At 69.4% G+C, this 23997-nt stretch carries 19 protein-coding genes; 3 read left to right on the top strand and 16 right to left on the bottom strand.

All coding sequences use genetic code 11. The features are described 5' to 3' along the window. Positions 1-16: 16 nt before the first annotated feature. Positions 17-2272: a twin-arginine translocase subunit TatC gene (tatC, locus tag ESO89_RS01985; protein ID WP_128903999.1), complete on the bottom strand. Its 2256-nt coding sequence runs from the start codon at positions 2270-2272 to the stop codon at positions 17-19. A 121-nt stretch (positions 2273-2393) separates the two neighbouring features. Between tatC (ESO89_RS01985) and tatC (ESO89_RS01980) the strand changes: the two genes are divergently transcribed. Further along, a complete protein-coding gene (gene tatC, locus ESO89_RS01980) occupies positions 2394-3443 on the top strand; it encodes a twin-arginine translocase subunit TatC (protein WP_128903998.1) in 1050 nt (349 codons plus the stop codon). 422 nt (positions 3444-3865) lie between these two features. Here tatC (ESO89_RS01980) and argF read toward each other — a convergent pair whose 3' ends face one another. The 13 genes from argF to ESO89_RS01910 all read right to left on the bottom strand — a co-directional run bounded on the left by argF (position 3866) and on the right by ESO89_RS01910 (position 19196). Next, complete coding sequence (gene argF / locus ESO89_RS01970; RefSeq protein WP_128903996.1) at positions 3866-4765, bottom strand: ornithine carbamoyltransferase; 900 nt, start codon at positions 4763-4765, stop codon at positions 3866-3868. 114 nt (positions 4766-4879) lie between these two features. Further along, complete coding sequence (locus tag ESO89_RS01965) at positions 4880-6061, bottom strand: [LysW]-lysine hydrolase (RefSeq protein WP_128903995.1); 1182 nt, start codon at positions 6059-6061, stop codon at positions 4880-4882. Further along, positions 6061-7188: an aspartate aminotransferase family protein gene (locus ESO89_RS01960; protein ID WP_128903994.1), complete on the bottom strand. Its 1128-nt coding sequence runs from the start codon at positions 7186-7188 to the stop codon at positions 6061-6063. The genes ESO89_RS01965 and ESO89_RS01960 overlap by 1 nt, the downstream gene beginning before the upstream one ends. Next, positions 7185-8183 (bottom strand): acetylglutamate/acetylaminoadipate kinase, encoded by a 999-nt coding sequence (locus ESO89_RS01955; RefSeq protein WP_128903993.1) that lies wholly within the window; start codon positions 8181-8183, stop codon positions 7185-7187. Before ESO89_RS01955 ends, ESO89_RS01960 begins: the two co-directional genes overlap by 4 nt. Beyond that, positions 8180-9256, bottom strand: a complete 1077-nt coding sequence (argC, locus tag ESO89_RS01950) for an N-acetyl-gamma-glutamyl-phosphate reductase (protein WP_128903992.1) — start codon at positions 9254-9256, stop codon at positions 8180-8182. Before argC ends, ESO89_RS01955 begins: the two co-directional genes overlap by 4 nt. Continuing rightward, complete coding sequence (gene lysX / locus ESO89_RS01945; protein ID WP_128903991.1) at positions 9253-10146, bottom strand: lysine biosynthesis protein LysX; 894 nt, start codon at positions 10144-10146, stop codon at positions 9253-9255. Before lysX ends, argC begins: the two co-directional genes overlap by 4 nt. 41 nt (positions 10147-10187) lie before the next feature. Continuing rightward, positions 10188-10376, bottom strand: a complete 189-nt coding sequence (lysW, locus tag ESO89_RS01940; protein ID WP_008001778.1) for a lysine biosynthesis protein LysW — start codon at positions 10374-10376, stop codon at positions 10188-10190. A gap of 258 nt (positions 10377-10634) precedes the next feature. Continuing rightward, on the bottom strand, positions 10635-12107 hold the full coding sequence (argH, locus tag ESO89_RS01935) for an argininosuccinate lyase (RefSeq protein WP_128903990.1): 1473 nt from the start codon (positions 12105-12107) through the stop codon (positions 10635-10637). Beyond that, positions 12108-13334: an argininosuccinate synthase gene (locus tag ESO89_RS01930; RefSeq protein WP_128903989.1), complete on the bottom strand. Its 1227-nt coding sequence runs from the start codon at positions 13332-13334 to the stop codon at positions 12108-12110. A gap of 347 nt (positions 13335-13681) precedes the next feature. Beyond that, the gene (hemL, locus tag ESO89_RS01925; protein ID WP_128903988.1) at positions 13682-15019 is read right to left on the bottom strand and encodes a glutamate-1-semialdehyde 2,1-aminomutase; all 1338 of its coding nucleotides are present in this window, start codon (positions 15017-15019) and stop codon (positions 13682-13684) included. A 207-nt stretch (positions 15020-15226) separates the two neighbouring features. Next, positions 15227-16906, bottom strand: a complete 1680-nt coding sequence (locus ESO89_RS01920) for an ammonium transporter (RefSeq protein ID WP_128903987.1) — start codon at positions 16904-16906, stop codon at positions 15227-15229. Positions 16907-17469: 563 nt separating this feature from the next. Continuing rightward, complete coding sequence (gene radA / locus ESO89_RS01915) at positions 17470-18501, bottom strand: DNA repair and recombination protein RadA (RefSeq protein WP_128903986.1); 1032 nt, start codon at positions 18499-18501, stop codon at positions 17470-17472. Between the two features lie 194 nt (positions 18502-18695). Next, entirely contained in the window at positions 18696-19196 is a 501-nt protein-coding gene (locus tag ESO89_RS01910) for an ACT domain-containing protein (protein WP_128903985.1), read from the bottom strand. A gap of 197 nt (positions 19197-19393) precedes the next feature. Between ESO89_RS01910 and ESO89_RS01905 the strand changes: the two genes are divergently transcribed. Next, positions 19394-21637 carry an ATP-dependent DNA helicase gene (locus ESO89_RS01905; RefSeq protein WP_128903984.1) on the top strand — a complete coding sequence of 748 codons (2244 nt, stop codon included), beginning with the start codon at positions 19394-19396 and terminating at the stop codon, positions 21635-21637. Between the two features lie 72 nt (positions 21638-21709). Here the strand turns inward: ESO89_RS01905 and ESO89_RS01900 are convergent, their stop codons facing one another. Both ESO89_RS01900 and ESO89_RS01895 read right to left on the bottom strand, forming a co-directional pair. Next, positions 21710-22069 carry a DUF7473 family protein gene (locus ESO89_RS01900; RefSeq protein WP_128903983.1) on the bottom strand — a complete coding sequence of 120 codons (360 nt, stop codon included), beginning with the start codon at positions 22067-22069 and terminating at the stop codon, positions 21710-21712. Positions 22070-22129: 60 nt separating this feature from the next. Beyond that, on the bottom strand, positions 22130-22687 hold the full coding sequence (locus tag ESO89_RS01895) for a TATA-box-binding protein (RefSeq protein ID WP_128903982.1): 558 nt from the start codon (positions 22685-22687) through the stop codon (positions 22130-22132). Positions 22688-22774: 87 nt separating this feature from the next. On the opposite strand from ESO89_RS01895, the gene ESO89_RS01890 reads away from it, so the two are divergent. Next, positions 22775-23872: a THUMP domain-containing protein gene (locus tag ESO89_RS01890; protein WP_128903981.1), complete on the top strand. Its 1098-nt coding sequence runs from the start codon at positions 22775-22777 to the stop codon at positions 23870-23872. Positions 23873-23997 lie beyond the last annotated feature (125 nt).

Below are 23997 nucleotides of genomic sequence, written 5' to 3'. Positions count from 1 at the left end.
GAACGAGCCGCGCTCGTCAGCGCCCGACGAGCTCCGAGGGCGGCGAGAGGTTCCGCCGGCCGCCGAAGGTGACGAGGAACAGGACGCCGATGCCGACGCCGTACGCCGCCATCAGCGGGAGCGTCGCGAGAATCATCGTGATCACGTCGGCGGGGGTGAACACCGCCGCGAACAGCATGATCCCGACGGTGACCTCGCGCCAGCGGTTCCGGAAGACCCGGTACGGAACCCCCGCGTTGTTCAGCAGGAGCATCGCGATCGGGATGTCCGCGAGGAAGCCGATTCCGATCGTCGTGTAGACGACGAGCCAGAGGAAGTCGCTCACTTGGTAGGTGATGATCATGTTCGCCAGCTCGGCGTCGGTGACGAGCCACCCGATGATCCCGGGTGCGATGTACGCGTACCCGAGCGCGAAGCCGCCGATCAGGCCGGCGAACAGCGCGCCCGCCCAGAGGTACACTTGATAGATGCGTCCGGCGACGAAGCCGCGCTCCCGCAGGGCGGGCCACGCGTAGTAGAGCACGACCGGGAACACGGCGACGATCCCGAGCAGGACGGAGAACTTCACCATGAAGATCAGCGCCTCGACCGGGTGGAGCGTGATGACGTTGATCCCGCCCTCGATCTCGGCGGGGACGCGGGACTCCAAGTCGTTGCGCACGGTCGCGAGCCCGCCGAGGTACAGCCACGTGAACGCGGCCGCCATCACGCCGCCGAAGACGGCGACGAGCCGGAACGACCGCGACCGCAGCGAGTCGAAGATGAACTTGAGGTCTTTGTAGTACCCGCCGATGTCGTCTTCGGCTTCCTCCTCGTCGCCGTCGGTGAGCTCGGAGAGGAAGGTGGAGCTGGCTCGGGAGGTGCGGTTCTGAACGGTGCCCATCAGGCCGTCGCCGCCGCCGGCGCCGCCAGAACCGCCGGAGCCGCCAGAGCCGCCAGAGCCACCGGAGCCACCCTCCACCGCGGAGCCGCCAGCTCCGTCGCCGCCCTCTCCGTCCTCTCCCTGCACCCCGTCGAACCGATCGAGAATCGCCTGCGCCTTCTCGGGGTCGTCGTCGTCGAGCGCGGCCTGCGCGAGCGCGAGCGACTCCTCCTCGTCCATCTCCGCGAACGCGTCGTCCGGGGCGGCGCGGACGCCGGCCGCGTCGAGGTCGCCTACGTCGATGGCGGCGGGATCGCCGTACTGGTAGCCCGCGCTCGTCGTGTCGAGGTCGGCGTAGACCGCCCACAGCGTCGCGACGGCGACGAACGCGAGCGCCCACGCGGCGGCGTAGATCCCGGCCGCCGTCGCGGGGTCGACGCCGAGACCCGCGCCGGGTTCGAGGAAGCGCCAGTCGCTGTTGACGAGCCGAAGGAGGTCGTTGATCGCGACGCGACCGCCGTACTCGTAGAAGGCGTAGACGAGTCCGCCGCCGAGCACGGCCGCGCCGCCCACCACGTTCCAGTGGTTCCGCGCGGCGCCGAACACGTCGATTCGGTCGGAGCTCCGCTTGGCCGTGACGACGAGCTTCGCGAGGTAGAGGCTGAACCCGTATAAGGCGATCAGCGGGAACGCCCACATCAGCTGAGTGAACGGGTCCGGCGGGGAGAACATCGCGCCGAAGACGAAGATGGCGACGACCGCGTAGCGCCACTTGTCGCGGAACGTCTCGTACTGGACGATCCCGGAGTACGAGAGGCCGGTGATGAGAAGCGGCATCTGCCCGGCGAGCCCGAAGGACAGCGAGAGGAAGACGATGAACTCCGTCCACATCACGATCCCGTAGGTGGGCTGGAGCCCGGCCTCCAGCCCGAAGCCGGCGAGGAAGGAGAACATGATCGGGAAGAAGGCGTAGACGCCGTAGGCGACACCCACGGTGAAGAGTCCGGCACCGAGGAGGGCGATCCCGGCGAGCTTCCAGCGCGGGACCGGCGACTGCGGCCACGCTCCGCGGGCGCGGAGCTCGTCGCGGGCGACGTAGATGAAGGGCGGAATCGCGACGATCACGCCGACGATCAGCCCGATCTTCGCCTGCAGAAGGATCACCTCGAACGGGGTCGTCGCGATCACGTCCGTCTCGGCGGCGACCGCGGGCGACATGTTCGCCTCCGTGATCGCTCTGAGCCGGTCCCAGATGTACACGCGGAGCGCCCAGAACGTCGCGAGGAACCCCAACAGGAAGACGACGAACACCTTCTGAAGGTCCTTCTGGACCGACCGGAGGAAGGCCTTCGCCGACTCGCGTCCCTCCGCGAGCGACTGCTGGGTATCCTCGTCGAGGGCACTCGCCATACGGGACCGGAAGTCCGTCGCCGTTATCAACCTTTTCGACCGCGTTCGCGTCCCCGCGTCGGGGCGCCGCTCGCCGCCATCCGAAAAGGCCTATAGTCACCCGGTTGCCTAGAAGAAGTGAATGGACGACTCGGACCGGTCGCGCGACGAGCCCTCGGCCCCCGGTGACGGTTCGGTCGACAGCGCCGACGCCGACGACGAGGGAGCCGGAGACGGCGGCGGCCCCGTCGACGGCGCCGAGGGGGGAGACGGCTCTCGGTCGGAGCCCGTCGAGCCGGAGGTCTCCCCCGAAGTCACGTCCGAGATCGGGTCAGACGCCGCAGACGACGCGGAGGGGGACGCCGTCGCCGACGATCCGTCCGCCCCGCTCTCGTCGGACGCGCCGACGGTCGAGGACCGTGGCGTCGCCGGAGGGACCGCCGACGGTGACGGGGGGATAGCGGGGCTGGAGGCCCCGGAGTCGGACGAGGAGATGCCGCTGGCCGAGCACATCGAGGAGATGATGCGACGGCTCGCTGTCGTCTTCGCCATCGGCGGGCTGGCGACGCTGGTCGTGGTCACCGAGTCGACGGAGCTGATCAACTACTTCTGGGGCTACCACATCCCCGCGCCGCTGGAGAACCGCCCGCGGCTGTACGGCCCCCTCGAACTCCCGCTCACCCGGCTGAAGGTCGCCGGGCTCGCGGGCGTCGTGGTCGGGCTCCCGGCGTTCGTCTACCAGACCTACCGGTTCATGAAGCCGGGGCTCTACGAGACGGAGCGGCGCTACTACCTCGCGGCGGTCCCGACGAGCCTCGTGCTCGGCGGCGTCGGCATCGCGTTCGCGCACTTCCTCGTGTTGCCAGCGATCTTCTCGTACTTTACCACCTACACCTCCGACGCCGCGACTATCGCCTTCGGGCTCGCGGAGACGTTCAACTTGATCGTCATCATGCTCGCGTTCATGGCGATCGTCTTCCAGATCCCACTTTTCATCATGCTCGCGATCATGATGAACCTCGTCACCCGGCAGTGGCTGGAGGCGAAACGGCTGATCTTCTGGGGGTCGTTCCTCGGGATCGCCTTTTTGTTCAGCCCCGACCCGACCGGGATGGCGCCGATCATCGTGACGCTGACGATGATCGTGCTGTACGAGGGGACGCTCGCGGTGCTGCGCTGGACCGGGAACTAGATCGCGGATCGGAGTTTTTGAGGCGGTTTATCGTCGCGGTGAGGGCCTTCATAGGCTCAATCTCTCGCTTATAAGTAACTGCTGGAAAATCGGCTGTGAGCACGTCCAAAGCCCCAGCCGCTTGCTTATAGGTCGCCGAGATCGGATCGACGGTCAACACCTCCAAAGCCCCAGCCGCGACGACTCGCGGCTGCCCCTTTGAGTCCCACCTCTCCGTACAGCATCGCAGCCTCACGCCTCTCCAGCCTCGCGGCTCCCTTCGTCGCCGGCGCTACGCGCCGGCTGCATGAGGGACCTTCGGTCCCTCTCTGGTCGCCGCGTCCCTCGCGCGGCGCTCCTCGCGCCCTTCGGGCGCTCGGAGGCGCGCGCCACCGCACGTCTGTTCATAAATAGTCCTGCAATACCACTACCCCCGTCCGCTCTCACTCCCCGCCGAGCAGCTCGACGAGCAGCGCGTTCTGCGCGTGCATCCGGTTTTCCGCCTGATCCCACACCAGGGCGCGGTCCGACTCCAACACGTCGTCCGTGATCTCCTCGCCGCGGTGCGCGGGCAGGCAGTGCATCACCTTCGCGTCGGTGCCGGTGAGCAGCTCCCGATTCACCTGGAACCCCTCGAAGGCGGCCAGCTTCTCCTCCCGTTCGTCCTCCTGTCCCATCGAGATCCACACGTCGGTGTAGACGATATCCGCGCCGGCGATCGCGACCTCGGGGTCGGCCGTCGGCTCCACGTCGAGCCCGAACTCCGCGGCGCGGTCGAAGACGGCGGGGTTCATCCCGTAGTCGGCGGGGGTGGCGACCTCGACGTCGATACCGGCCATCGCCGCGCCGACGACGAACGACTGCCCGACGTTGTTGCCGTCGCCGACCCACGCGACGGTGGCGTCCTCGCCGACCGTCTCGCGGATCGTGAGGAGGTCGGCGAGCGTCTGGCAGGGGTGCGCCTCGTCGGTGAGCCCGTTGATCACGGGGCAGTCGGCGTGCTCGGCGAGAATCTTGACGTCCTCGTGGTCGAACAGGCGCGCCATCACCCCGTCGACGTACCGGCCGAGCACGCGAGCGGTGTCGCGCAGCGGCTCGCCGTGACCCAGCTGGATGTCGTCGGGGCCGAGGAACATCGCGTGACCGCCCAGTCGGGTCATGCCGGTCTCGAACGAGACGCGGGTGCGCGTCGAGGGCTTCTCGAAGATCATCCCGAGCGTCGCGTCGCCCAGTCGAGGTTCGGTCTCGCCCGCCTTCATCGCGGCGGCGCGGTCGAGCAGGGCGTCCAGTTCGGCCGGCGTCACGTCGTCGATGTCGAGGAAGTCGTTGGTGGCGAGTGGCATGGGTGGATGGTGGGTATGGGTAGACGGTGGTACGTCGCGAGCGGTGGGGTCAGTCGTCGGAAGCGAACCGGATCGGTTCAGAAGGAGGCGGCGTCACGGTCGGTGCCGTGACGCCTACGGTCGGTCCCGGCAGACGTCGCTCAACACCGCCGTCGCGCGGTCCAACTCGGAGAGGGGGAGCCGCTCGTTGGGCGCGTGGTCGAGGTCCGAGTTCCCGGGGCCGTAGGTGACCATCGGACAGTCCCACGCGGCCGCGAACAGGTTCATGTCGCTCGTCCCGGTCTTGCGCAGCAGGCGAACGTCGCCGCCGGCGCCGCGGATCGCGACGCGGAACGCCCGCGCCAGCTCCGTCCGCGGGCTCTCCATCACCGACGGGATCGGCTCCTTCCAGTGGACCGAGCCGGTCGACAGCTCCGTCTCCGCCAGCTCGTGGATCTCGTCGACCGTCCGGTTCGGAGGGACGCGCAGCTGCACGTCCATCGTCGCCTCGACCGCCAGCCCGTCGTCGGTGAGCCCGCCGTCGACCGAGACGGGCTTGGTCGTCACCTGCTCGAAGACGGGGGTGTCGTCGTCGGTGGGGTCGAACGTCTCCTCGACGCCGTGCCACCAGTCGATCGCGTGCTGGATCGCGTTCGGCTCCGGCCGCGAGGTGTGGCCGGACTCGCTCGTGTTCACGTACGTCCCCGCGAGGAAGCCCCGGTAGCCGAGGGTGACGCCGTCCCAGCCGGAGGGCTCGCCGTTCACCACGGCCTCGGGCGCGTCGCGGTCCTCGACGAGGTGGCGGGCGCCCCGCGAATCCGTCTCCTCGCCGGCGACGCCGACGAACGAGACGCCCGTTTTCACCGCCGCGACCGCCATCGCGACGAGGGGGCCGGTGGCGTCCACGGTCCCGCGCCCCCAGAGGACGGGCTCGCCCGCCTCGCCGGCCTCGTCGTCCTCGGCCGCCGGCTTCACCTCGACCGGGATGTCGCCCGGGACGGTGTCGATATGCGAGGTCAGCAGGACGGCGTCGCTGGCGGGCGCGCGGACGTTGCCGACCTCGTCGATCCACGCCTCCCGGCCGTTGGCCTCGAAGAAGTCGACGAGGCGCTTCGCGGCCTGCTCCTCCTCGCCCGAGGGCGAGGGGATCGACACCATGTCGTACAGCAGCTTCCGGGCCGGCGTGTCGCAGGCCTCGGGGTAGCCGCCGCCCGCGACCACGTCGGTCCCGGCCGACGACTCGTCGGCGGTCGACTCGGTCCCGGCCGCGTCGCTCGCGCTCTCGTCGTCCGCATCGCGCTCTTTCCCGGTCGACATCACCCGATCACCTCCGCGAGCGCGTCCACCACCGCGTCGGCGTGCTCGCGCTCGATCGTCAGCGGCGGGAGCAGGCGCAACACGGTGCGGCCCGCCGGCAGCGCGAGCACCTGATGGTCGATCGCCAGATCGCGCAGCAGCCGGTTCGAGCCGCGTTTCACTCCGACGCCGATCATCAGGCCGTCGCCGCGCACGTCGCGGACGTCGTCGCCGAGGCGCTCCTCGATCTGCCCGCGGATGTACTCGCCCATCTCGCCGGCGTGTGTGGGGAGCCCCTCGCGCTCGATCACGTCGAGGGTGGCACCCGCGGCCGCGGAGACGACGGGGCCACCGGAGAACGTCGAGCCGTGGTTGCCGGCGTCCTCGGCGACCCAGTCGCGACACAGCGTCGCGCCGATCGGGAGCCCGCTGGCGAGCCCCTTCGCGGTCGTGAGCACGTCGGGCACCACGTCGTGGCGCTCGGCGGCCCAGAGCGTTCCGGTGCGGCCGAGCCCGGTCTGGATCTCGTCGAGGACCATCGCGGCCCCCGCCTCCTCCGTCGTCTCTCGGACCGCCTGCAGGTACTCGGTGGCGGCGGGGTTGATCCCGCCTTCGCCCTGCAGGGGCTCCAAGATCACCGCGGCGGTCTCGTCGTCGACCGCCTCCCGCATCGCGTCGGCGTCGCCGTACTCGACGAACTCGACGCCGCCGGCGAGCGGCTCGAACCCCTGCTTATACTTCTCCTTCCAGGTGGTCGCGAGCGACCCCATCGTCCGGCCGTGAAAGCCCTGGGTCGTCGCGACGATCTTCTCGCGACCGGTCGCGTGCCGAGCGAACTTCAGCGCGGCCTCGTTGGCCTCGGTCCCCGAGTTGCAGAGCCAGACGTTGTCGGCGTCGCCCGGCCCGATCGCGGAGAGCTGCTCGTACAGCGCCGTCCGCGCCGCGTGCGGGTACGACGCCTGCACGTACATGAGTTCCTCCAGCTGGCTCGTCGCGGCGTCGACGACCTCGGGGTGGCAGTGACCCACCGGAGTACACGCGTAGCTCGCGCCGAAGTCGAGGTACTCGGTCCCGTTCGCGTCGGTGAGCGTCACCCCGTCGCCCGAGGCGATCTCGATCGGCTTCTCCGAGAAGACGAAGCCGCTCATGCGGTCTCGCCCTCCGTTTCGGCCTCCGATCTGTCCCCCGCGTCGTCAGCGTCCCCCGCGTCGTCAGCGTCCCCCGCGTCGTCAGCGTCCCCCGCGTCGTCAGCGTCCCCCGCGTCGTCCACGAGCGCCGACCGCTCGATCGTCGTCCCCTCGCCGCCGAGCGCGGCGACGATCGGGTCGCGGACGTTGGCGTCGGCGACGACGACGCGGCCGGAGCCGCCCGAGAGCGCCTCCGTCGCGGCCATCACCTTCTTGCCCATGAACCCCTCGGCGGCGTCTTCGACCGCCGCGAGTTCGTCGGGCGCCGCCGCCGACTCGATGAGCGTGTCGGGGGCGTCGGGGTCCGCGTACACGCCGGCAACGTCCGTCAGGAGGACGAGGTCGGCGCCGAGCGCGCCGGCGACCGCGGCGGCCGCCCGGTCCGCGTCGGCGTTGACGGGCGTGACGCCGCCGTCTCCCTCCTTCCCCGCCATCGGGGGCGAGACGACGGGTGTGTAGCCGTCGGCGAGCAGGCCGGAGAGGAGGTCGGCGTTCACCGACTCGATCCGGCCGGAGTGCTCGCCGCGGCGGATCTTCTTCTTCCCGTCCTCGACCACCCGGACCGCCGATTTTCGGGGGCCCGAGAGGAGCCCGCCGTCGACGCCCGAGAGGCCGACAGCGTCGACGCCGGCCTCGCGGAACCGCGCCGTCAGCTCGGTGTTGAGCTTGCCGGCCATCGCCATCGTGAACGCCTCCATCGTCTCCGCGTCTGTGAACCGACCCGTGACGCCGGAGGCGGACTCGACGTACTCGGGCTCCATGCCGAGCCGCTCGATGGTCTCGTCGACGACCGTCGACCCGCCGTGGACGACGACGACCTGCCGCCCGTTGGCGGCGAGATGCGCCACGTCGCCGACCGCGCCGGCCGGGTCGACCGCCTTCGCGCCGCCGACCTTGACGACGACGGGCGGCTCGTCGGCGGGTCCGTCGCCGGCGTCGGTCCGCTCCCCGCTCATGGCGATCCCACGGGGTGGAGCCCCTGGAACTCCAAGCCGGCGTCTTCGGGCAGCCCGAGGGCGACGTTCGCCGCGTGGACCGCCTGTCCGGCGGAGCCTTTCATCATGTTGTCTATCGCCGAGAAGACGACGATACGGCGGTTTCCGGGGTCGAGCTCGAAGCCGACCTCGCCGTGGTTGGTGCCGGCGACCGCCTTCGGCTCGGGGTAGCGATAGACGCCGCCGCCGCCGGAGACGATCCGCATGAACGGCTCGTCGGCGTAGGCGCCGCGGTACGCCTGCCAGAGGTCCGCCTTCGAGACGGGCTCGTCGGGGAAGACGTGGCAGGTCGCGCTCGCGCCTCGCACCATCTCGACCGCGTGGACGGTGAAGGAGACGTCGAGCCCGAGGTACGCCTCGATCTCCGCCTCGTGGCGGTGGCTCGTGGGCGCGTACGGGCGCACGACGCCCGAACGCTCCGGGTGCGAGGAGGCCGCGCCGCCGCCGGCGCCGCCCTCCGAGGAGCCAACCTTCACGTCGACAACGACCTCGCCCGCGTCGGGACCGAGCGCCCCCGCGTCGACGAGGGGCTTGAGCCCGAGCATCGTCGCGGTCGCGTTGCAGCCGCCGCCGGCGATCAGGTCGGCTCCGGGGAGGTTCTCGCGGTTGAGCTCGGGGAGCGCGTACTCCGCGCGCTCTAAGTACTCGGGCGACTCGTGGCCGTCGTACCACTCGTCGTACAGCTCCGCGTCGGGGAGCCGGAAGTCCGCCGAGAGGTCGACGACCGTGTCGGCGGCCTCGAAGTACTCGTCGATCCGGCCCATCGAAACGCCGTGAGGCGTCGCCGAGAACAGCACGTCGACCGATTCCAGATCGTCGGGGTCGGAGAAGCGCAGGTCGAGCCCGCGCAGGTTCGGATGCGACCGGCCAACCGTCATGTTGTCGGCCGACCGCGACGTGGCCTGCACCACGTCGAAGCCGGGGTGGCCCGAGAGGATCCGCAGCAGCTCGCCGCCGGTGAAACCGGTACCGCCGACGACGCTCGCGGTGTGCGTCTCGTCAGCCGTCGCGTCGACCGCGCCGTCGGCGCTCATGTGCGTGCCTCCGCGGCGTCGTCGTCGGCCGCCGCGGCCGCCTTCGCCTCCAGCCAGTCGACGACCTTCGCGGGCACGTCGACGTCGGTGGCCGAGTCGAGCGCCTTGAACTCGACCGTGTGGTTCACCTCGTGGACGGTGTACTCGCCGGAGCCGGTGCCGCCCACCTCCATCAGGTCGACGCCGAGCATGCCGCCCCCGACCGCCGCCGAGGCGCGCTCGACCAGATCGAGCGCGCGGTCGTCGAGGTCGAACGACTTCGTCTCGCCGCCCTTCGCGGCGTTCGTGAGCCAGTGGTCGGACGACCGCGTCATCGCGGCGACCGGCTCGCCGTCGACCGCCACCACGCGGATATCGCGACCGGGCTTGTCGACGAACTCCTGGACGTAGAACACCTTGTGTTCGTAGTGGCCGAGCGTCTCCTTGTGCTCTAAGATCGCCTCAGCGGCGTTCCGCGTGTCTATCTTCGCCATCAGCCGGCCCCACGAGCCGACGACGGGCTTGAGCACGCAGGGGTAGCCGAACTCCTCGATGGCCTCCATCGCGGCCTCCTTGGTGAACGCCACCTCCGTCGCCGGGGTGGGGATGTCGGCCTCCGCGAGCGCGAGCGAGTTCTTCGCCTTGTCGGCGCAGACGTCGCCCGTCTCGGGGGAGTTGATAACGGGAACGCCGTAGCTGTCGAGGAACTTGGTCGCGTACAGCGACCGGCTCGTCGACAGACAGCGGTCGACGACCAGATCGAGGTCGGCGACGTCGGCGGTGGTCGATTCCAACCCGAACCGTTCCTTGCGCACGTCGATCTTGGTGACCTCGTGGCCGCGCTCGCGGAGTTCGCCGAGCAGCAGCTTCTCGTCTTTCCGGATCCGCGAGTAGAGGATGCCTATTTGCATGTCGACCACTCGCGTGTCGCGGTCGTGGCGGTCGTCGCCATCTACTCGCCCCAGTCCTCCTCGAGTTCGGGTGCCTCCTCCAACACGACGGGGTCCAGCGAGATGACCTCCAGCTCGGTCCCGGTGACCGGGCTGTCGATGATCTCGCCGACCTCGACGTCGGCCGGAAGCTCGATCTCTTCGCCCGTGATCGGGTCCTCTGCCAGCACCGGGTCAGTGTCGCTCGTCATCGTACCACCCACTCGGCCGTGAACCCGCATAAACCCTTCGAACTTGTAGTTTGATTTACAATAAATAGACTACCCGCTAACGGACGAAATTCGGTCGCATAACCGCCGTGTGAAATCCGATGTCAGATTCCAGTAGTTAGTGTGTCCCCTCGCGGGGACGGCGGCGTCGTCGGCGGTCGCGGATCGACCGTCGACGGCGCCGGTCGTCGCGGTGGTCGCGGCGGTCGCAGCCGCTGCCCCGCGGCGGTCGTCGTCGACTCACGCATACGAGTCCACCTCCGCGTCGAGCAGTTCCGCCGCCGCCGCGAGCGACTCCCGCTCGTCGGCGAGCGCCGCGGCGTCGGTCTCGTTCCCGGCCTCCGCGGTCGCGACCTCGTCGGCGACCGCCTCGGGGGCGGGTCCCCCGGCGGAGTCGCGGCTCGCGACGCTGGCGGCGGGGTCGAGCGCGGACTCCACGTCCTCGCGGCTCACGTGCGCCGAGAGGGGCTCGCCCGTCACCTTTCGAGCGGCCTCGTCAACTTTTGCGGCCGCGGCGGCCGGTGAGTCGTCGTCCGAGACGGTCTCGGCGGCGGTCGCGACGATCTCGTGGGCGGTCCGGAAGGGCATCCCGTCCATCGCGAGCAGGTCGGCCACGCCCGTCGCCGTCGAGAAGCCCTCGCCCGCGGCGTCCGCGAGCGTCTCCTCGTCCCAGTCGGCGGTCGCGACCGCGCCCGCGGCGACCTCGGTCGCCTCGCGCACGTCGTCCGCGATCTCGAACACGCCCGCGTGGGCGCGCTGGAGGTCGCGGTTGTACGCGCGCGGGAGCCCCTTCAGCAGGCTCAGCGTCCCCGTCGCCTCGCCGATCGCGTCGCCGGCGACGCCGCGGGTCAGCTCCAGCGTGTCGGGGTTCTTCTTCTGGGGCATGATCGAGGAGGTGGAGGCGTACGCGTCCGACAGCTCCACGAACCCCTTGTTCGAGAAGAGGACGAGATCCTCCGCGAGCCCCGACAGCGTCGTCGCGAGCGTCGCGCACGCGGTCGACCCCTCCGCGAGGAAGTCGCGCGCCGACGCCGCGTCGGTCGAGTTCCGGACGGTCCCGTCGAACCCGAGCAGTTCGGCGGTCCGGTCGCGGTCGACGTCGAAGGGCGTCCCCGCGAACGCGGCCGCGCCGAGCGGCGACCGGTCGACCCGGTCGTACGCGTCGAGCAGGCGCTCGGTGTCGCGGGCGACCCCGCCCTCGTACGACAGGAGGTAGTGCGCGACCGTCGTCGGCTGGGCCGGCTGGAGGTGCGTGTAGCCGGGCATCACCGTCTCCGCGTGCTCGCTCGCCACGTCGACGAGCGCCTCGCGGAGCGCGATCGTGGCTTCGGCGGCGGCGAGCAGGTCCTCGCGAAGGCGGTACCGGATGCAGGTCGCCACCTCGTCGTTGCGCGAGCGGGCGGTGTGCATCCGCCCGCCGTCCGGCCCGATCCGGTCGATCACGGCCGTCTCGATCGCCTCGTGAACGTCCTCGCCGTCGGGCAACTCGGCGTGGCCGGCTTCCTCCACGTCGTCGAGCGCCGCGAGTATCTCGCCGGCGACCGCGCTATCGACGATCCCCCGCTCGGCGAGCATCACCGTGTGCGCGCGGTCGACCGCGAGGTCGGCCTCGAAGATCGCCGCGTCGGCGGCGAGGCTCGACAGGAACTCGCGGGCGGGGCCGCCGCTGAAGCGGTCGCGGCGGACGGCCGTGCCGGGATCGTCGTCGGTCATTTAGTTCTCGTCCGTCTCGCCGGAGCCGTCAGTGGCCAGTTCAGGCTTCGAGACCGACTTCTTCACGTCGTTGGCGAGGCGCTCCTGCAGCCCGTGGTACTTCGCGACGCCCGTGGCGTCCTCCTGCGCGATGCCGGCCACGTCCTCGGTGTTGAAGGAGGCCATCTCCTCGGAGTAGACGGCGTACTCGGAGTCGCGGGCGACGACGCGGCAGTTGCCCCCCGAGACCTTCACGGTGGCCGTGCCCGTCACCACGTCCTGCGTCTCGTCGATGAACGCGTCGAGCGCGTCGACGACGGGGGCGAAGACGAGCCCCTGGTACGCCTTCTCGGACCACTCCTGCTCGATCCCCTTCTTGAAGGAGCGCTCGTTCTTCGTGAGCACGAGGTCTTCGAGGGCCTGGTGAGCCGTCAGCAGGACGGTCGCGGCCGGGTGCTCGTAGTTCTCGCGCACCTTCAGCCCGAGCATGCGGTCCTCCATCACGTCGGTGCGGCCGATGCCGTAGCCGCCGGCGTACTCGTTGAGGTGCTGAATGAGCGGGACCGGGTCCATCTCCTCGCCGTCGACCGCGACCGGGACACCCTCCTCGAAGGCGACCTCGATGGTGGTCTCGCCCTCCGGCTCCGCGGTCCACTCGTAGATGTCCGCCGGCGGCTCGTAGTTCGGGTCCTCCAGCTCGCCGCCCTCGACCGCGCGCGACCAGATGTTCTCGTCGATGGACCAGACGCCGCCATCGCCGGCCTCGACGGGCAGGTCCTTCTCGGCGGCGTAGTCGATCTCCCACTCGCGGGTGAGCCCGAGCTCGCGGACGGGGGCGATGACCTCTAGGTCGGAGCCGCGCCAGACGGCCTCGAACCGGAGCTGGTCGTTCCCCTTCCCCGTGCAGCCGTGCGCGATGGCGTCACAGCCCTGCTCCTCGGCGACGCCCAAGATGGCCTCGGCGATGACCGGGCGCGCGAGGGCGGTTCCGAGCGGATAGCCCTGATACGTCGCGTTCGCCTTCACCGCGTCGTAACACAGGTCCGCGAACTCCGCTTTCGCGTCGACGACGTGGATGTCGAGCCCGAGCGCCTCAGCGGTCTCCTCCGCCTCGTCGAACTCCTCGGTCGGCTGCCCGACGTCGACGTTGACGCCGATGACCTCGTCGTAGCCGTACTCCTCTTTTAACAGCGGCACGCAGACGGTCGTGTCGAGTCCCCCACTGAACGCGAGTGCAACGGTTGCCATTACCGGAGTAGAGTAGACTCTATCCCTTAAATTCACCGGTTTAAATATTGTAAGAAAATGGCGGCGGCGACGCTACGGACGGATGTAGCTGTCACTCTCCGGAACGGAACGGCGCGAACGCGACGAGGGAGGAAGGTTACTGGCCCGAAGGGGCCGGTCGTCGCGCCGCGCCGGAAGCCGGTCGCGGCGGTCGGACGCCTCGTCGCGGTCGCGGGGCTCGTCGGCCTCGGACGAGGGCGGCGTCGAGACGAGCCTCCGCGGTCATCACGTGTATCTACCCGAGTTTCGGTATAAAAAGATTCCGCACCTGACGGCCGATCGCAACGTTTGCCGCCCGGAGGCGCCGGCTACAGCGCCTCCCGGTACGCCGCCAGCGTCTCCTCCACGTCTTCCTCCGTGTGCGCGTACGAGGCGAACTGGCACTCGAACTGGTTGGCGGTGAGGAACACGCCCTGCTCTTTCATCTCCTGCCAGAACACGCGCTCCCAGCGGTCGGTGGCGGCGTTAGCGACATCGGCGCCGTTCTTCGGACAGCCGTCGTAGCGGTCGCAGTCGGGGTCCTGCCGACAGCCGCCGGGACAGCAGGCGTCCGGATCGTCGGGCGCCTCGCGGGTGAAGATCGTCTTGAACATCGAGTCGGTGCCGACGACGGTGTACTCGGGCGCGCGCTCCGCGCAGATCTCGGCGATTCCCTCGCGGAGCCTCCGGCCGAGGCGGTTGACGTGCTCGTACACGTCGTTCTCGGCGGCGTACTCCAGCGTGGCCTTCCCGGCGGCCATCGTCACCGGATGCCCGGAGAAGGTCCCGGACTGGAACACGTCGCCCGCGGGCGTGAACTCCTCGATTATCTCCGCCTTCCCGCCGATCGCGCCGACCGGGAACCCCCCGCCGATGATCTTGCCGAACGTCGTCACGTCCGGCGTGACGCCGAACTTCGACTGCGCGCAGCCGAGTCCGCCCACGCGGAACCCGGTGATCACCTCGTCGAAGACGAGGAGGGAACCGTGGTCGTCACACAGGTCTCGGAGCGTCTCGTGGTACCCGTCGATCGGGGTGACGATCCCCGTATTTGCGAGGATCGGTTCGACGAGGACCGCCGCGATGTCGTCGCCGTGTTCCGCGAACACCTCCTTCGCCGCCTGCGGGTCGTTGAACGGGATCGGGAGGGTGTGCTCGGCGAACGACTCCGGAATTCCCTTCGTCGAGGGGTGGGCGTCCCCCGGCGACCCCTCCACGAGCGTCGACTCCTGGGCGCCGTGGTAGCCGCCCTGCATGACGACGATCTTGTCGCGGTCGGTGTGGCCGCGGGCGAGCCGCACCGCCGAAACGGTCGCCTCCGTCCCGGAGTTGACGAACCGGATCGATTCCACGCTCGGGACGTGCCGCGCCACGAACTCCGCGTGTTCGACCTCGATCTCGGTGGGCGCGCCGTACATCGGCCCCGCGGCGACGTGCGACTGGATGGCCGCCTCGACCGGCTCCGGGAGGTCGTGGCCGTACAGCAGCGGCCCGTACCCCATCACCCAGTCGACGTAGCGGTTGCCGTCGGCGTCGATCACGTGGCCTCCGTCCCCGCGCTCGACGAAGAACGGGTGCGGCATCGTCGCGCGGACGGAAGAGTTGACGCCGCCGGGCGTGACCGACAGCGCGCGGTCGTACAGCCCGCGAGAGCGCTCGTGGTTCATGTCCCGGCGTTCGGTCGGGAGCGTGAAAGTTGTTGCCGAACCGGGCGACGAGGGGCGAAGGAGCGCCGGACCCCCGCCGGAGACCGCGAGCGACGCGGTCGCTGGGTGCCGTGGCGTCGCGGAAAAGGCGTCAGCCGAAAGCCGCCGTCGCGTCCGTCGTTTCTTCGCGTTGTTCGTCGGCGAAATCTCGAAGCCGACGCTCCGGCCCTACACCGCCTCCGGGCCGGTCGCGCCCGTACGGACCTGCAGCGCGTCCTCGACCGGGAGGATGAACACCTTGCCGTCGCCGGGCTCGCCGGTCTTCGCGGCGTCGGCGATCGCGTCCGCGACCTCGTCGGCCGGGATGTCGGCGACGACCACGTCGACCTTCACCTTCTGGTGGAGGTCCACCGTGAACTCCTCGCCGCGCCACTGGCCCGTCTTCGCGGGCTGGCTGCCCCGGCCCGAGACGTTCGTCACGGTGAGCGAGGGCGCGTTGATCTCCGCGAGCGCCTGCTTGATGGCCCCGAGCTTGTCGGGACGGACGACCGCCGTGACCATCTTGATCTCCGAGCCCGCCTCCTCGCCGCCGTCGGCGCGCGGGGACTCGTCGGTGGTGTCGACGACGGAGGGGCCGCCGTCGGTCGCGACGTTGGCCTTGCCGAACTCGGGGTACGTCTCGACGCCGTGTTCGCTGACGTCGAGCCCGTCGCGCTCGTGGTCGGGGGTGACGCGGGCCTGACCGACGGCCTTGAACGCGCCGAACACCACGGCGGTCGCGACGACCGTCCACGCGGTGATGACGACGACGCCGATCACCTGCGAGACGAGCAGGTCCACGGAGAAGCCGTCGACGTGGATGAACGGCAGCGCGAGGACGCCGATGACCCCCGCGGAGCCGTGAACCGGGAACACCGCGCACACGTCGTCGATCTTCATCTTGTCCGAGACGAACTCGAACACGAGCGGGAGCTGGAGCCCGCAGATCAGCGCGACCGCGATGGCGCCCCACCAGGTGATCGCGTTGGCGGTGCCGGTGACGGCGACGAGCCCCGCCAGCACGCCGTTGGCGACGTACAGGGTGTCGACCTTCTTCGTGAGGGACATCGAGCCGAGCGCCGCGCCGACGGCCCCGGCACCCATGCCGAGCGTCGTCGTCAGGGAGACGCGGCCGACCGCCGAGTAGCCGCCGAGCGCGAGTTCGCCGGACTCCGTGACCGAGAAGACGGTCGCGGTCGTCCCGACGTTGAATCCGTACCAGCCGAACGCCAAGACAAGGGTGCCGAGCACCGCGAACGTCATCGAGTGACCGGGGATGACGTTCGTGGAGCCGTCCTCGGCGTAGCGGTCCATGCGCGGTCCGAGCATGTACGCCGCGGTGAGGCCGGCGATACCGCCGACGCCGTGGACGATCATCCCGCCCGCGAAGTCGGTGAAGCCGAGGCCGGCGCCGCCAAGGAAGCCGCCGCCCCAAGTGATGCCCGCGACGACCGGGTAGATGACCGCGGAGATGGCGACCGTGTACGCCACGTACGCGCGGAGCTTCGCGCGGCCGGCGACCGCCCCGGAGACGATCGTCGCCGCCGTCATCGCGAAGACGGCACCGAACAGCCAGCTGTTGACCCAACCGCCGTCGCTGAGGGCCGACGCCGGAGAGAATCCGCCGCCGCCGGCGACGCCTTCGATCCCGAAGCCGATCAGGAAGTACACGAGAACGCCGACCCCCCACGTGAGGAGATTCTTCGTGAGCTGGTTCGCGACGTTCTTCGCGCGTACCTGCCCGGCCTCCAGCATCGCGAACCCGGCGTGCATGAAGAAGATCAGGAAACAGACCACGGCGACCCACATCAGGTTCACGCCCTCAGCGAGGACGCTCGGATCGATGCTCGCGAGTACGCCGGCCGTCACGACCCGAACACCTCAACTGAACATACGTCCTTCGAACTGCGCATTTCGCCCGTGTTCATGTTCTGAATCACGTCTCGACAACGGTGAACGGTAGTATATAAACATTTGAGTTGAGTTTCACAAAAAATATCGTTGATGATACGGGAAGCGTTCAATATAAGGATACGTCAATGTTGTATAAGGTCATATGTCTCGGAAGTCGGCAGCAATATTTGCGCCCGAAGCGACCGGACGTGTTATTAACTAACCGTCAATATCTGCCGGATCGGACGATTCGGGCCCTCAAAGCGCCGTGCGCGGCGGCTGGTGGAAATACTTGCCGCCCCGGCGATCGTCGCGAAAACCGCACGACGGCCTGACTGCCCCGATATCGGGCGTCTCGGGCGGTTCTCCGAGAAAATAACGTTTGTCAACCCGATCTGGACTCCGCCGTCCGATCCGGGTTCCGACACCCCACGGCGTCGCTCATTCGACGCGTTTTCCAGAAAATCCCGTTCGAATCGCGATGCGGACCGGAAGCGAACGGGTCCTAGACTTGGAGGACCGCTCCGCGAGAAGCGCCATTACTCCGGCTTCAGCCCCTCGCCCTGCACGCGCATCACGGCCTCGCCGTCGGCGAGGTTGGGCGCGTCGACGAGCCGGACGATCCGCTTGTTGCCCTTCGACTTCCGGAGGTAGATCCGGAACGTGGAGGCGTGTCCGAGGATGTTACCGCCGATCGCCTGTGTCGGGTCGCCGAAGTAGGAGTCGGGATTGGAGGCGACCTGATTCGTGACGAGGATGGCGGTGTTGAACAGGTCGCCGAGCCGCATCAGGTCGTGGAGGTGTTTGTTGAGCTTCTGCTGTCGCTCCGCCAGTTCGCCGCGGCCGACGTACTCCGCGCGGAAGTGGGCCGTCAGCGAGTCGACGCAGACGATCCGGACGGGCCACTCGCTCTCCTCGTGCTCGCCGGCGAGCTCCTTGGCCTTCTCGGCCAGCAGGATCTGGTGGTTGGAATTGAACGCCTTCGCGACGTGAATCTGGTCCAAGAACGCCTCGATCAGTTCCTCCATCGCCTCCTCGTCGCTCGGCGTGCCTTCGATCTCACGGCGCTCCATCTCGTCGGCGAGGATCTCGTCGTCGAGCCCGCGGACCATGTCGTCGATCCGCTCCGGACGGAACGTGTCCTCGGTGTCGACGAAGATACAGCCGCCGTCGAGCCCGCCGTTCTCCGGCAGGAGCTGGACGTTGACCGCCATCTGGTGGGTCACCTGCGACTTGCCGGACCCGAACTCGCCGTACACCTCGGTGATCGACTGCGTCTCGATACCGCCGCCGAGCAGGTCGTCGACCTCGTCGATCTGCCACGAGAGCTTCCCGATCTCCTGTCGGCGCTCCAGCACGCTCACGCCAGTCTCGAAGCCGCCGACGTCGGCGGCGTCGCGGGCGGCGTTGATGATGTCCGAGGCCGAGGATTCGCCGATATCGGCGGTGTTCGACATCTCGCCGGGGCTCGCGACGGCGATCGACTGGTAGCTCTCGAATCCGTTCTCGACGAGCTTGTCTGCGGTGGCGGGGCCGACTCCGGGGAGGTCCTCGAGTTCGTCTTCTGGCATGTACTCGACCCTTGTTCGCCATCCGGTATAAAGACTGGTTTACAGCCGGGTGAAAGTGGAAATCGGGCGGAAACCGCGCTCCGGACTGGCTCGGCACCGCAGATACGACTCCGGACGGTTCCAGCGGTTCACGGTCGCGGCGGAACTGATCGGTTCGGTCGGCTAGGAAGAGATATCCGTTCGGAACAGCCGCCTCAGAACCCGACGCGGTGGACGTACTCCAGATCGCGGATATCGACGAGCAGATCGCCGGAGATGTCGGCGTCGGTGATCACGTACAGCTTCGGGTCGTCGGTGAACTCCGGGTCCTCGCTCAGCACTTGCCGGATCGAGACGCCGTGGTCGGCGAGGATGCCGGTCACCTCGGCGACGATCCCGGCCTCGTCGGCGGCCGCGACCTCGATCGTAAGCACCGTCAGGTCCAGTACGGGGGCCAGATCCATCAAGCTCGGTACCGACGAGATGTTGGTGAAGATGCGCTTCAGCTCCGGATCGGCCAGTATCGCGTCCGTGGTCGAGTCGACGACGCGGCGGTCGACATCGAGCTCACGCGCGATCCCGGTGTACGGGATCTCGATCCCGCCGGAGACGACTCGTCCCTCCTCGTTGATCGAGAAGCCGCGCTCCAAGAACAGCCGGATCACGGCCTGCTGGCTGGGTGACCCCTCGAACTTCTCGAGGATCTCGTCGAACATTCGTCTGCGGATGCTCGCCGCGCGTTCTTAAAAAGGCGGGTGTGCCGCGGGCGGTGAGCCCGGCGAACGCCGGATCGACGGCGCGCGGCGAACGCCGGATCGACGGCGCGCGGCGAACCCCGGATCGGCGGCGACTTCGAGACCACTTCCGCTCCGCCACCCCACCCCTTTTAGCCGATGGCACCGAACCTTGTCCCGTGTCAGAGTCGCCGCATCTGCGGTTCTTCCCGTACGAGGAGCCGTACCCGAACCAGCGCGAGGCGATGGACAGGGTCGCCAACGCGCTGGACCGCGGACAGGACGTGCTGTTCGAGGGGGCGCCCGGGACGGGAAAGACCCTCTCCGCGCTCGTGCCCGCCTTGGAACACGCCCGCGAGCACGACCGCACGGTCGTCATCACGACCAACGTCCACCAGCAGATGCGGCAGTTCGTCGAGGACGCCCGCGCGATCACCCGCGAGGAGCCTATCCGCGCGGTCGTGTTCAAGGGGAAGTCGTCGATGTGCCACATCGACGTTGACTACCAAGAGTGTCAGACCCTCCGGGACACCACCCGCGAGATGGTGGAGACCGAAAGCGAGGTCCGCGAGCTGGAGTCCCGCCAGCGCGAGCTGCTGGCCGAGAGCCGCGAGGGCGACGCGGGAGCCGCCGAGGCCCGCGAGTCGGTGATGGACGAGCTCGACGAGCTGGAAGCCGCGATCGAGGAGTACGAGACCGCGAACGTCTGCGCCCACTACCGGAACAACCTCGTCGAGGACACCGAGGAGTTCTTCGGGTGGCTGTTCGAGGACGTTCGCACGCCCGAGGACGTGTACGCGTACGCGGACGAGCGCGAGCTGTGCGGCTACGAGCTGTTGAAGGAGGGGATGGAGGGCGTCGATCTGGTGGTGTGTAACTACCACCACCTGCTCGACCCGAACATCCGCGAGCAGTTCTTCCGGTGGATCGACCGCGACCCCGCCGAGATAATCACCGTCTTCGACGAGGCCCACAACGTCGAGGACGCCGCCCGCGACCACGCCACCCGCACCCTCACCGAGAGCACGCTCGACGCCGCCCTCGACGAACTCACAGAGAGCGACGACTCCCGCGCCGAGGCGGCCGAGAACGTGGTCCGCGCGTTCCGCGACGCCCTCGTGGAGACCCGCGACGACGCGCTCGGCGTCGGCCAGCGCGAGTCGGTCGGCGAGAACTGGGAGGACCTGTCGATCGCCAACGACGACCGCCGCGACGACCTCACGCTCGCGTTCCTCCGCAACTACGAGGGGAAGGGGATCGACACGGAGACCGAGCTCGCCGTCCAGCTCGGACAGGCGTTGGACGAGGAGTACGAACGCCGCTACCGCGACGGGGAGACCACGACCCGCACGGAGTGTCAGACCCTGCAGGTCGCCCGGTTCGTCTCGACGTGGATGGAGGAGGGGACCGAACTGGGCCAGTACCCGGTCGTCTCCGTGCGCCGCGACGGCGCCACCGACGAGGTGTACGGCCGCGCGGAGCTGTACACCTGTATCCCCCGCCGCGTCACGCAGGAGCTGTTCGACGAGGTCGCCGCCTCGGTGCTGATGAGCGCGACGCTCCGCCCCTTCGACGTCACCGAGGACGTGCTCGGGCTGGAGGACGTGGCGTCGCTCGCGTACGAGATGGGATACCCCGAGGCGAACCGCCGGACGTTCGCGGTCGACACGCCCCCGCTGTTCGCCTCCGAGCGCAACGACCCGGAGACCCAAGAGACGGTGGGGTCGCTGCTGCGCGACGCGATCCGCTTCACCCCGGGCAACACGCTCGCCTTCTTCCCCTCCTACGCCGAGGCCGAGCGCTACTACGAGCGACTCGGGGGGTCGGCGGGCGGCGGGGGCGGCGGGGGCGGCGGGGGCGGCAGCGACACCGGCGTCGGCGGCAGGCTCGCGGGCGCCGACCTCGGCTCGCTCTACCTCGACGGCCCCGGCGAGGACGAGGAGAAGCTTCGCCAGCGGTTCGTCGAGAGCGACGACGCGACCCTCTTCACCTCGCTGTGGGGAACGCTCGCCGAGGGCGTGAGCTTCGACGGCGACGACGCCCGGACGGTCGTGGTCGTCGGCGTCCCGTACCCGCACCTCTCGGATCGGATGGAGGCGGTCCAAGACGCCTACGACCGGGCGTTCGCCGACCGCGACCGCGCTCGCGATCCCGGCTGGGCGTACGCGGTCGAGATCCCGACGATCCGCAAGACGCGACAGGCGCTCGGGCGGGTCGTCCGGGGTCCCGACGACTTCGGCGTGCGAATCCTCGCGGATCGCCGATACACGTCCGCGGACATGGGGAAGTACTCGGTCCGCGGCGCGTTCCCGCCCGAGGAGCGCGAGGAACTGCTCGACCTCGACCCGGAGAAGCTGAAGTTCGCGATGCTGAACTTCTACGGCGACCACGACGCGTACGACGGGGCGCCGCCGGAGCCGTGAAACGGTGGCGGACAGGGAGTGCCGCCGGAACCGTGAGCCGGTGGCGAGTGAGCCGCCGGCGGCGACCACCTCCTACCCCGGTCGCGCCGCGAACAGCACCGCGATCCCGAGCAGCACGATCCCGAGCAGCGTCGTGATCACCGCGTGGATCACGGTCATCCCGACCACGAGCCGCCGAGGCTGATCGTAGCTCCACGAGAACACGGCGGCGTCGACGAGGAGCGCGGCCGCGACGATCAGCACCTCGGGGAGCGCGAAGGCGCCGCCGACGACGCCGATCACCGCGGGGAGCGGGCCGACGTAGAGTGCGCGGCGCGGATCCACGTCGCCGAGGACGTTCCGAGCGGCGAGGTGGGCGGTCACGGAGAGGAACAGCGCGAACACGACGGTCGTCCCCAGCACCGACGCCGGCGTCACCGTCTGCAGGAGCATGGGTGACCTACGAGGCGGCGGGTAAAAGTGGTCGCGGAATCGGATCGGGCGGTATCGCGGTCAGGCGAGCAGCCCGAGACCGTCCAGCTCCTCGACGATCACGTCGACGGCGGCCGCGGCGTCGTCGGGGCTCGTCCCGCCGGTGACGACGAGCTTCCCGCTGCCGAACAGAAGCGCCACCACGTCGGGCTCGTCGATCCGGTAGACGAGGCCGGGGAACTGCTCCGGCTCGTACTCGATGTGTTCTAAGCCGAGCCCGATCGCGATCGCGTTGAGGTTGAGGCTCTCGCCGAGGTCGGCGGAGGTGACGATGTTCTGGACCGTGATCTCGGGGTCCTCGATCGGGATCTGGAGCTTTCGGAGCTCGTCGAACACCAGATCGAGGCTCTCGTGGACGGCGTCGATGGAGTTGGCGCCCGTACAGACGATCTTCCCCGACCGGAAGATCAGCGCGGCAGACTTCGGGTCCGTGGTGCGGTAGACGAGTCCGGGGAACTGCTCCGGGTCGTAGTCCGCGCCTTCGAGGTCCATGGCGACGCTCTGGAGATCGAGTTCCTGCCCGATCCCCGTGGAGGCAACGACGTTCTCTATCGTGATCGTCTCCTTCGGATCGGCCATTACTACCTCGATACACACTTGAAGCACGTAAAAAGGTGGCTGGTCAGAACCGCTATCCTCTTGCGACCGGCGGCCCGACTCCGCGGCGTGTACTGGCTCGAACTCGCCGGCGAGGAGGACGCGTTCGCCGCCCGCGAGGCCGCCGTCGCGGCGACGGGCGTGGAGCTGCTCGCGCCGGGGGTCGCGCGGGCCGGGAGCATTGGTGGGGACGTCGGCGGTGACGGTGGGAACGTCGGCAACCGGAAGACCCCGGTCGGCCGGCTCGCGTACACTCGCGCCGCCCACGAGGCGATCGCTCGGACCGACGCCGACCTCGACGCCGCCGCGGCCGCCCTCGACGCGGCGCCGCTCGATCGGTCGGGCACCGTCGCGGTCCGCGCTCGCAACGTCCGGAACACGACCGAGATCTCGACGAGCGCGGCCGAGCGCGAACTGGGCGGCGTCCTCGTCGATCGCGGGTTCGAGGTCGACCTCGACGACCCCGATCACGTCCTGCGCTCGCTGTTCGCGGCCGGCGAGCGCGACGACCACGACGCGGTTCCCGGCGCCGACGGCGGCGACGCAGCGATCTGCGCGCTCGGGTGGGTGGCCGTCGAGGCCGCCCGGGATTTCGCCCCGAAACCCACCGACCGGCCCTTCTTCCAGCCGGGGAGCATGGCGCCGGCCGACGCCCGCGCGTACGCCAACCTCGCCGGCGCCGCGCCCGGCCGGACCGTCCTCGACCCGATGTGCGGCACCGGCGGGCTCCCGCTGGAGGCCGGGATCGTCGGGAGTGACCTGATCGCGTGCGACGCCCAAGCGAAGATGGTCCGCGGGACGCGCGAGAACTTCCGGGAGTACGTGGGCGACGGGGACGAAGGCGACGCGGAGAGCCCCGGCCCTATCCCCGACTGGCACGTCGCCCGCGGCGACGCCACGGACCTCCCCCTGCGCGACGACGCGGTCGACGGGGTCGCGTTCGACGCCCCGTACGGCCGCCAGTCAAAGATCGCCCGCCACGAGCTCGCGGATCTCGTCGGGGGCGCGCTCGCGGAGGCCGCCCGGGTCGCGCCCCGCGCCGTCGTGGTCGCCGATCGCGACTGGCGCGGGGAGGCTTGGGAGGCCGGTTGGACGGTCGACGCCGCGTTCGAGCGCCGGGTCCATCGGTCGCTCACGCGGCACGTGCTGGTGCTCGACCGGGAGTGACGGGAGCGACGGGCGGACGACGGGCGCGGGACCGACGCCAGCCCGAGACGGGAGCCGGAGCGAGATCGGCGGGATTCCACCGTCCCGAGAGTGAACGATCGGTCGGCGATACTCGGCGAATGAGC

Origin of the sequence: Halorubrum amylolyticum (assembly GCF_004114995.1) — an archaeon.
In the GTDB taxonomy this organism is placed as follows: domain Archaea; phylum Halobacteriota; class Halobacteria; order Halobacteriales; family Haloferacaceae; genus Halorubrum; species Halorubrum amylolyticum.
The sequence above is the reverse complement of the archived record's forward strand: the minus strand, read 5'-3'. Positions and strand labels throughout refer to the sequence as shown.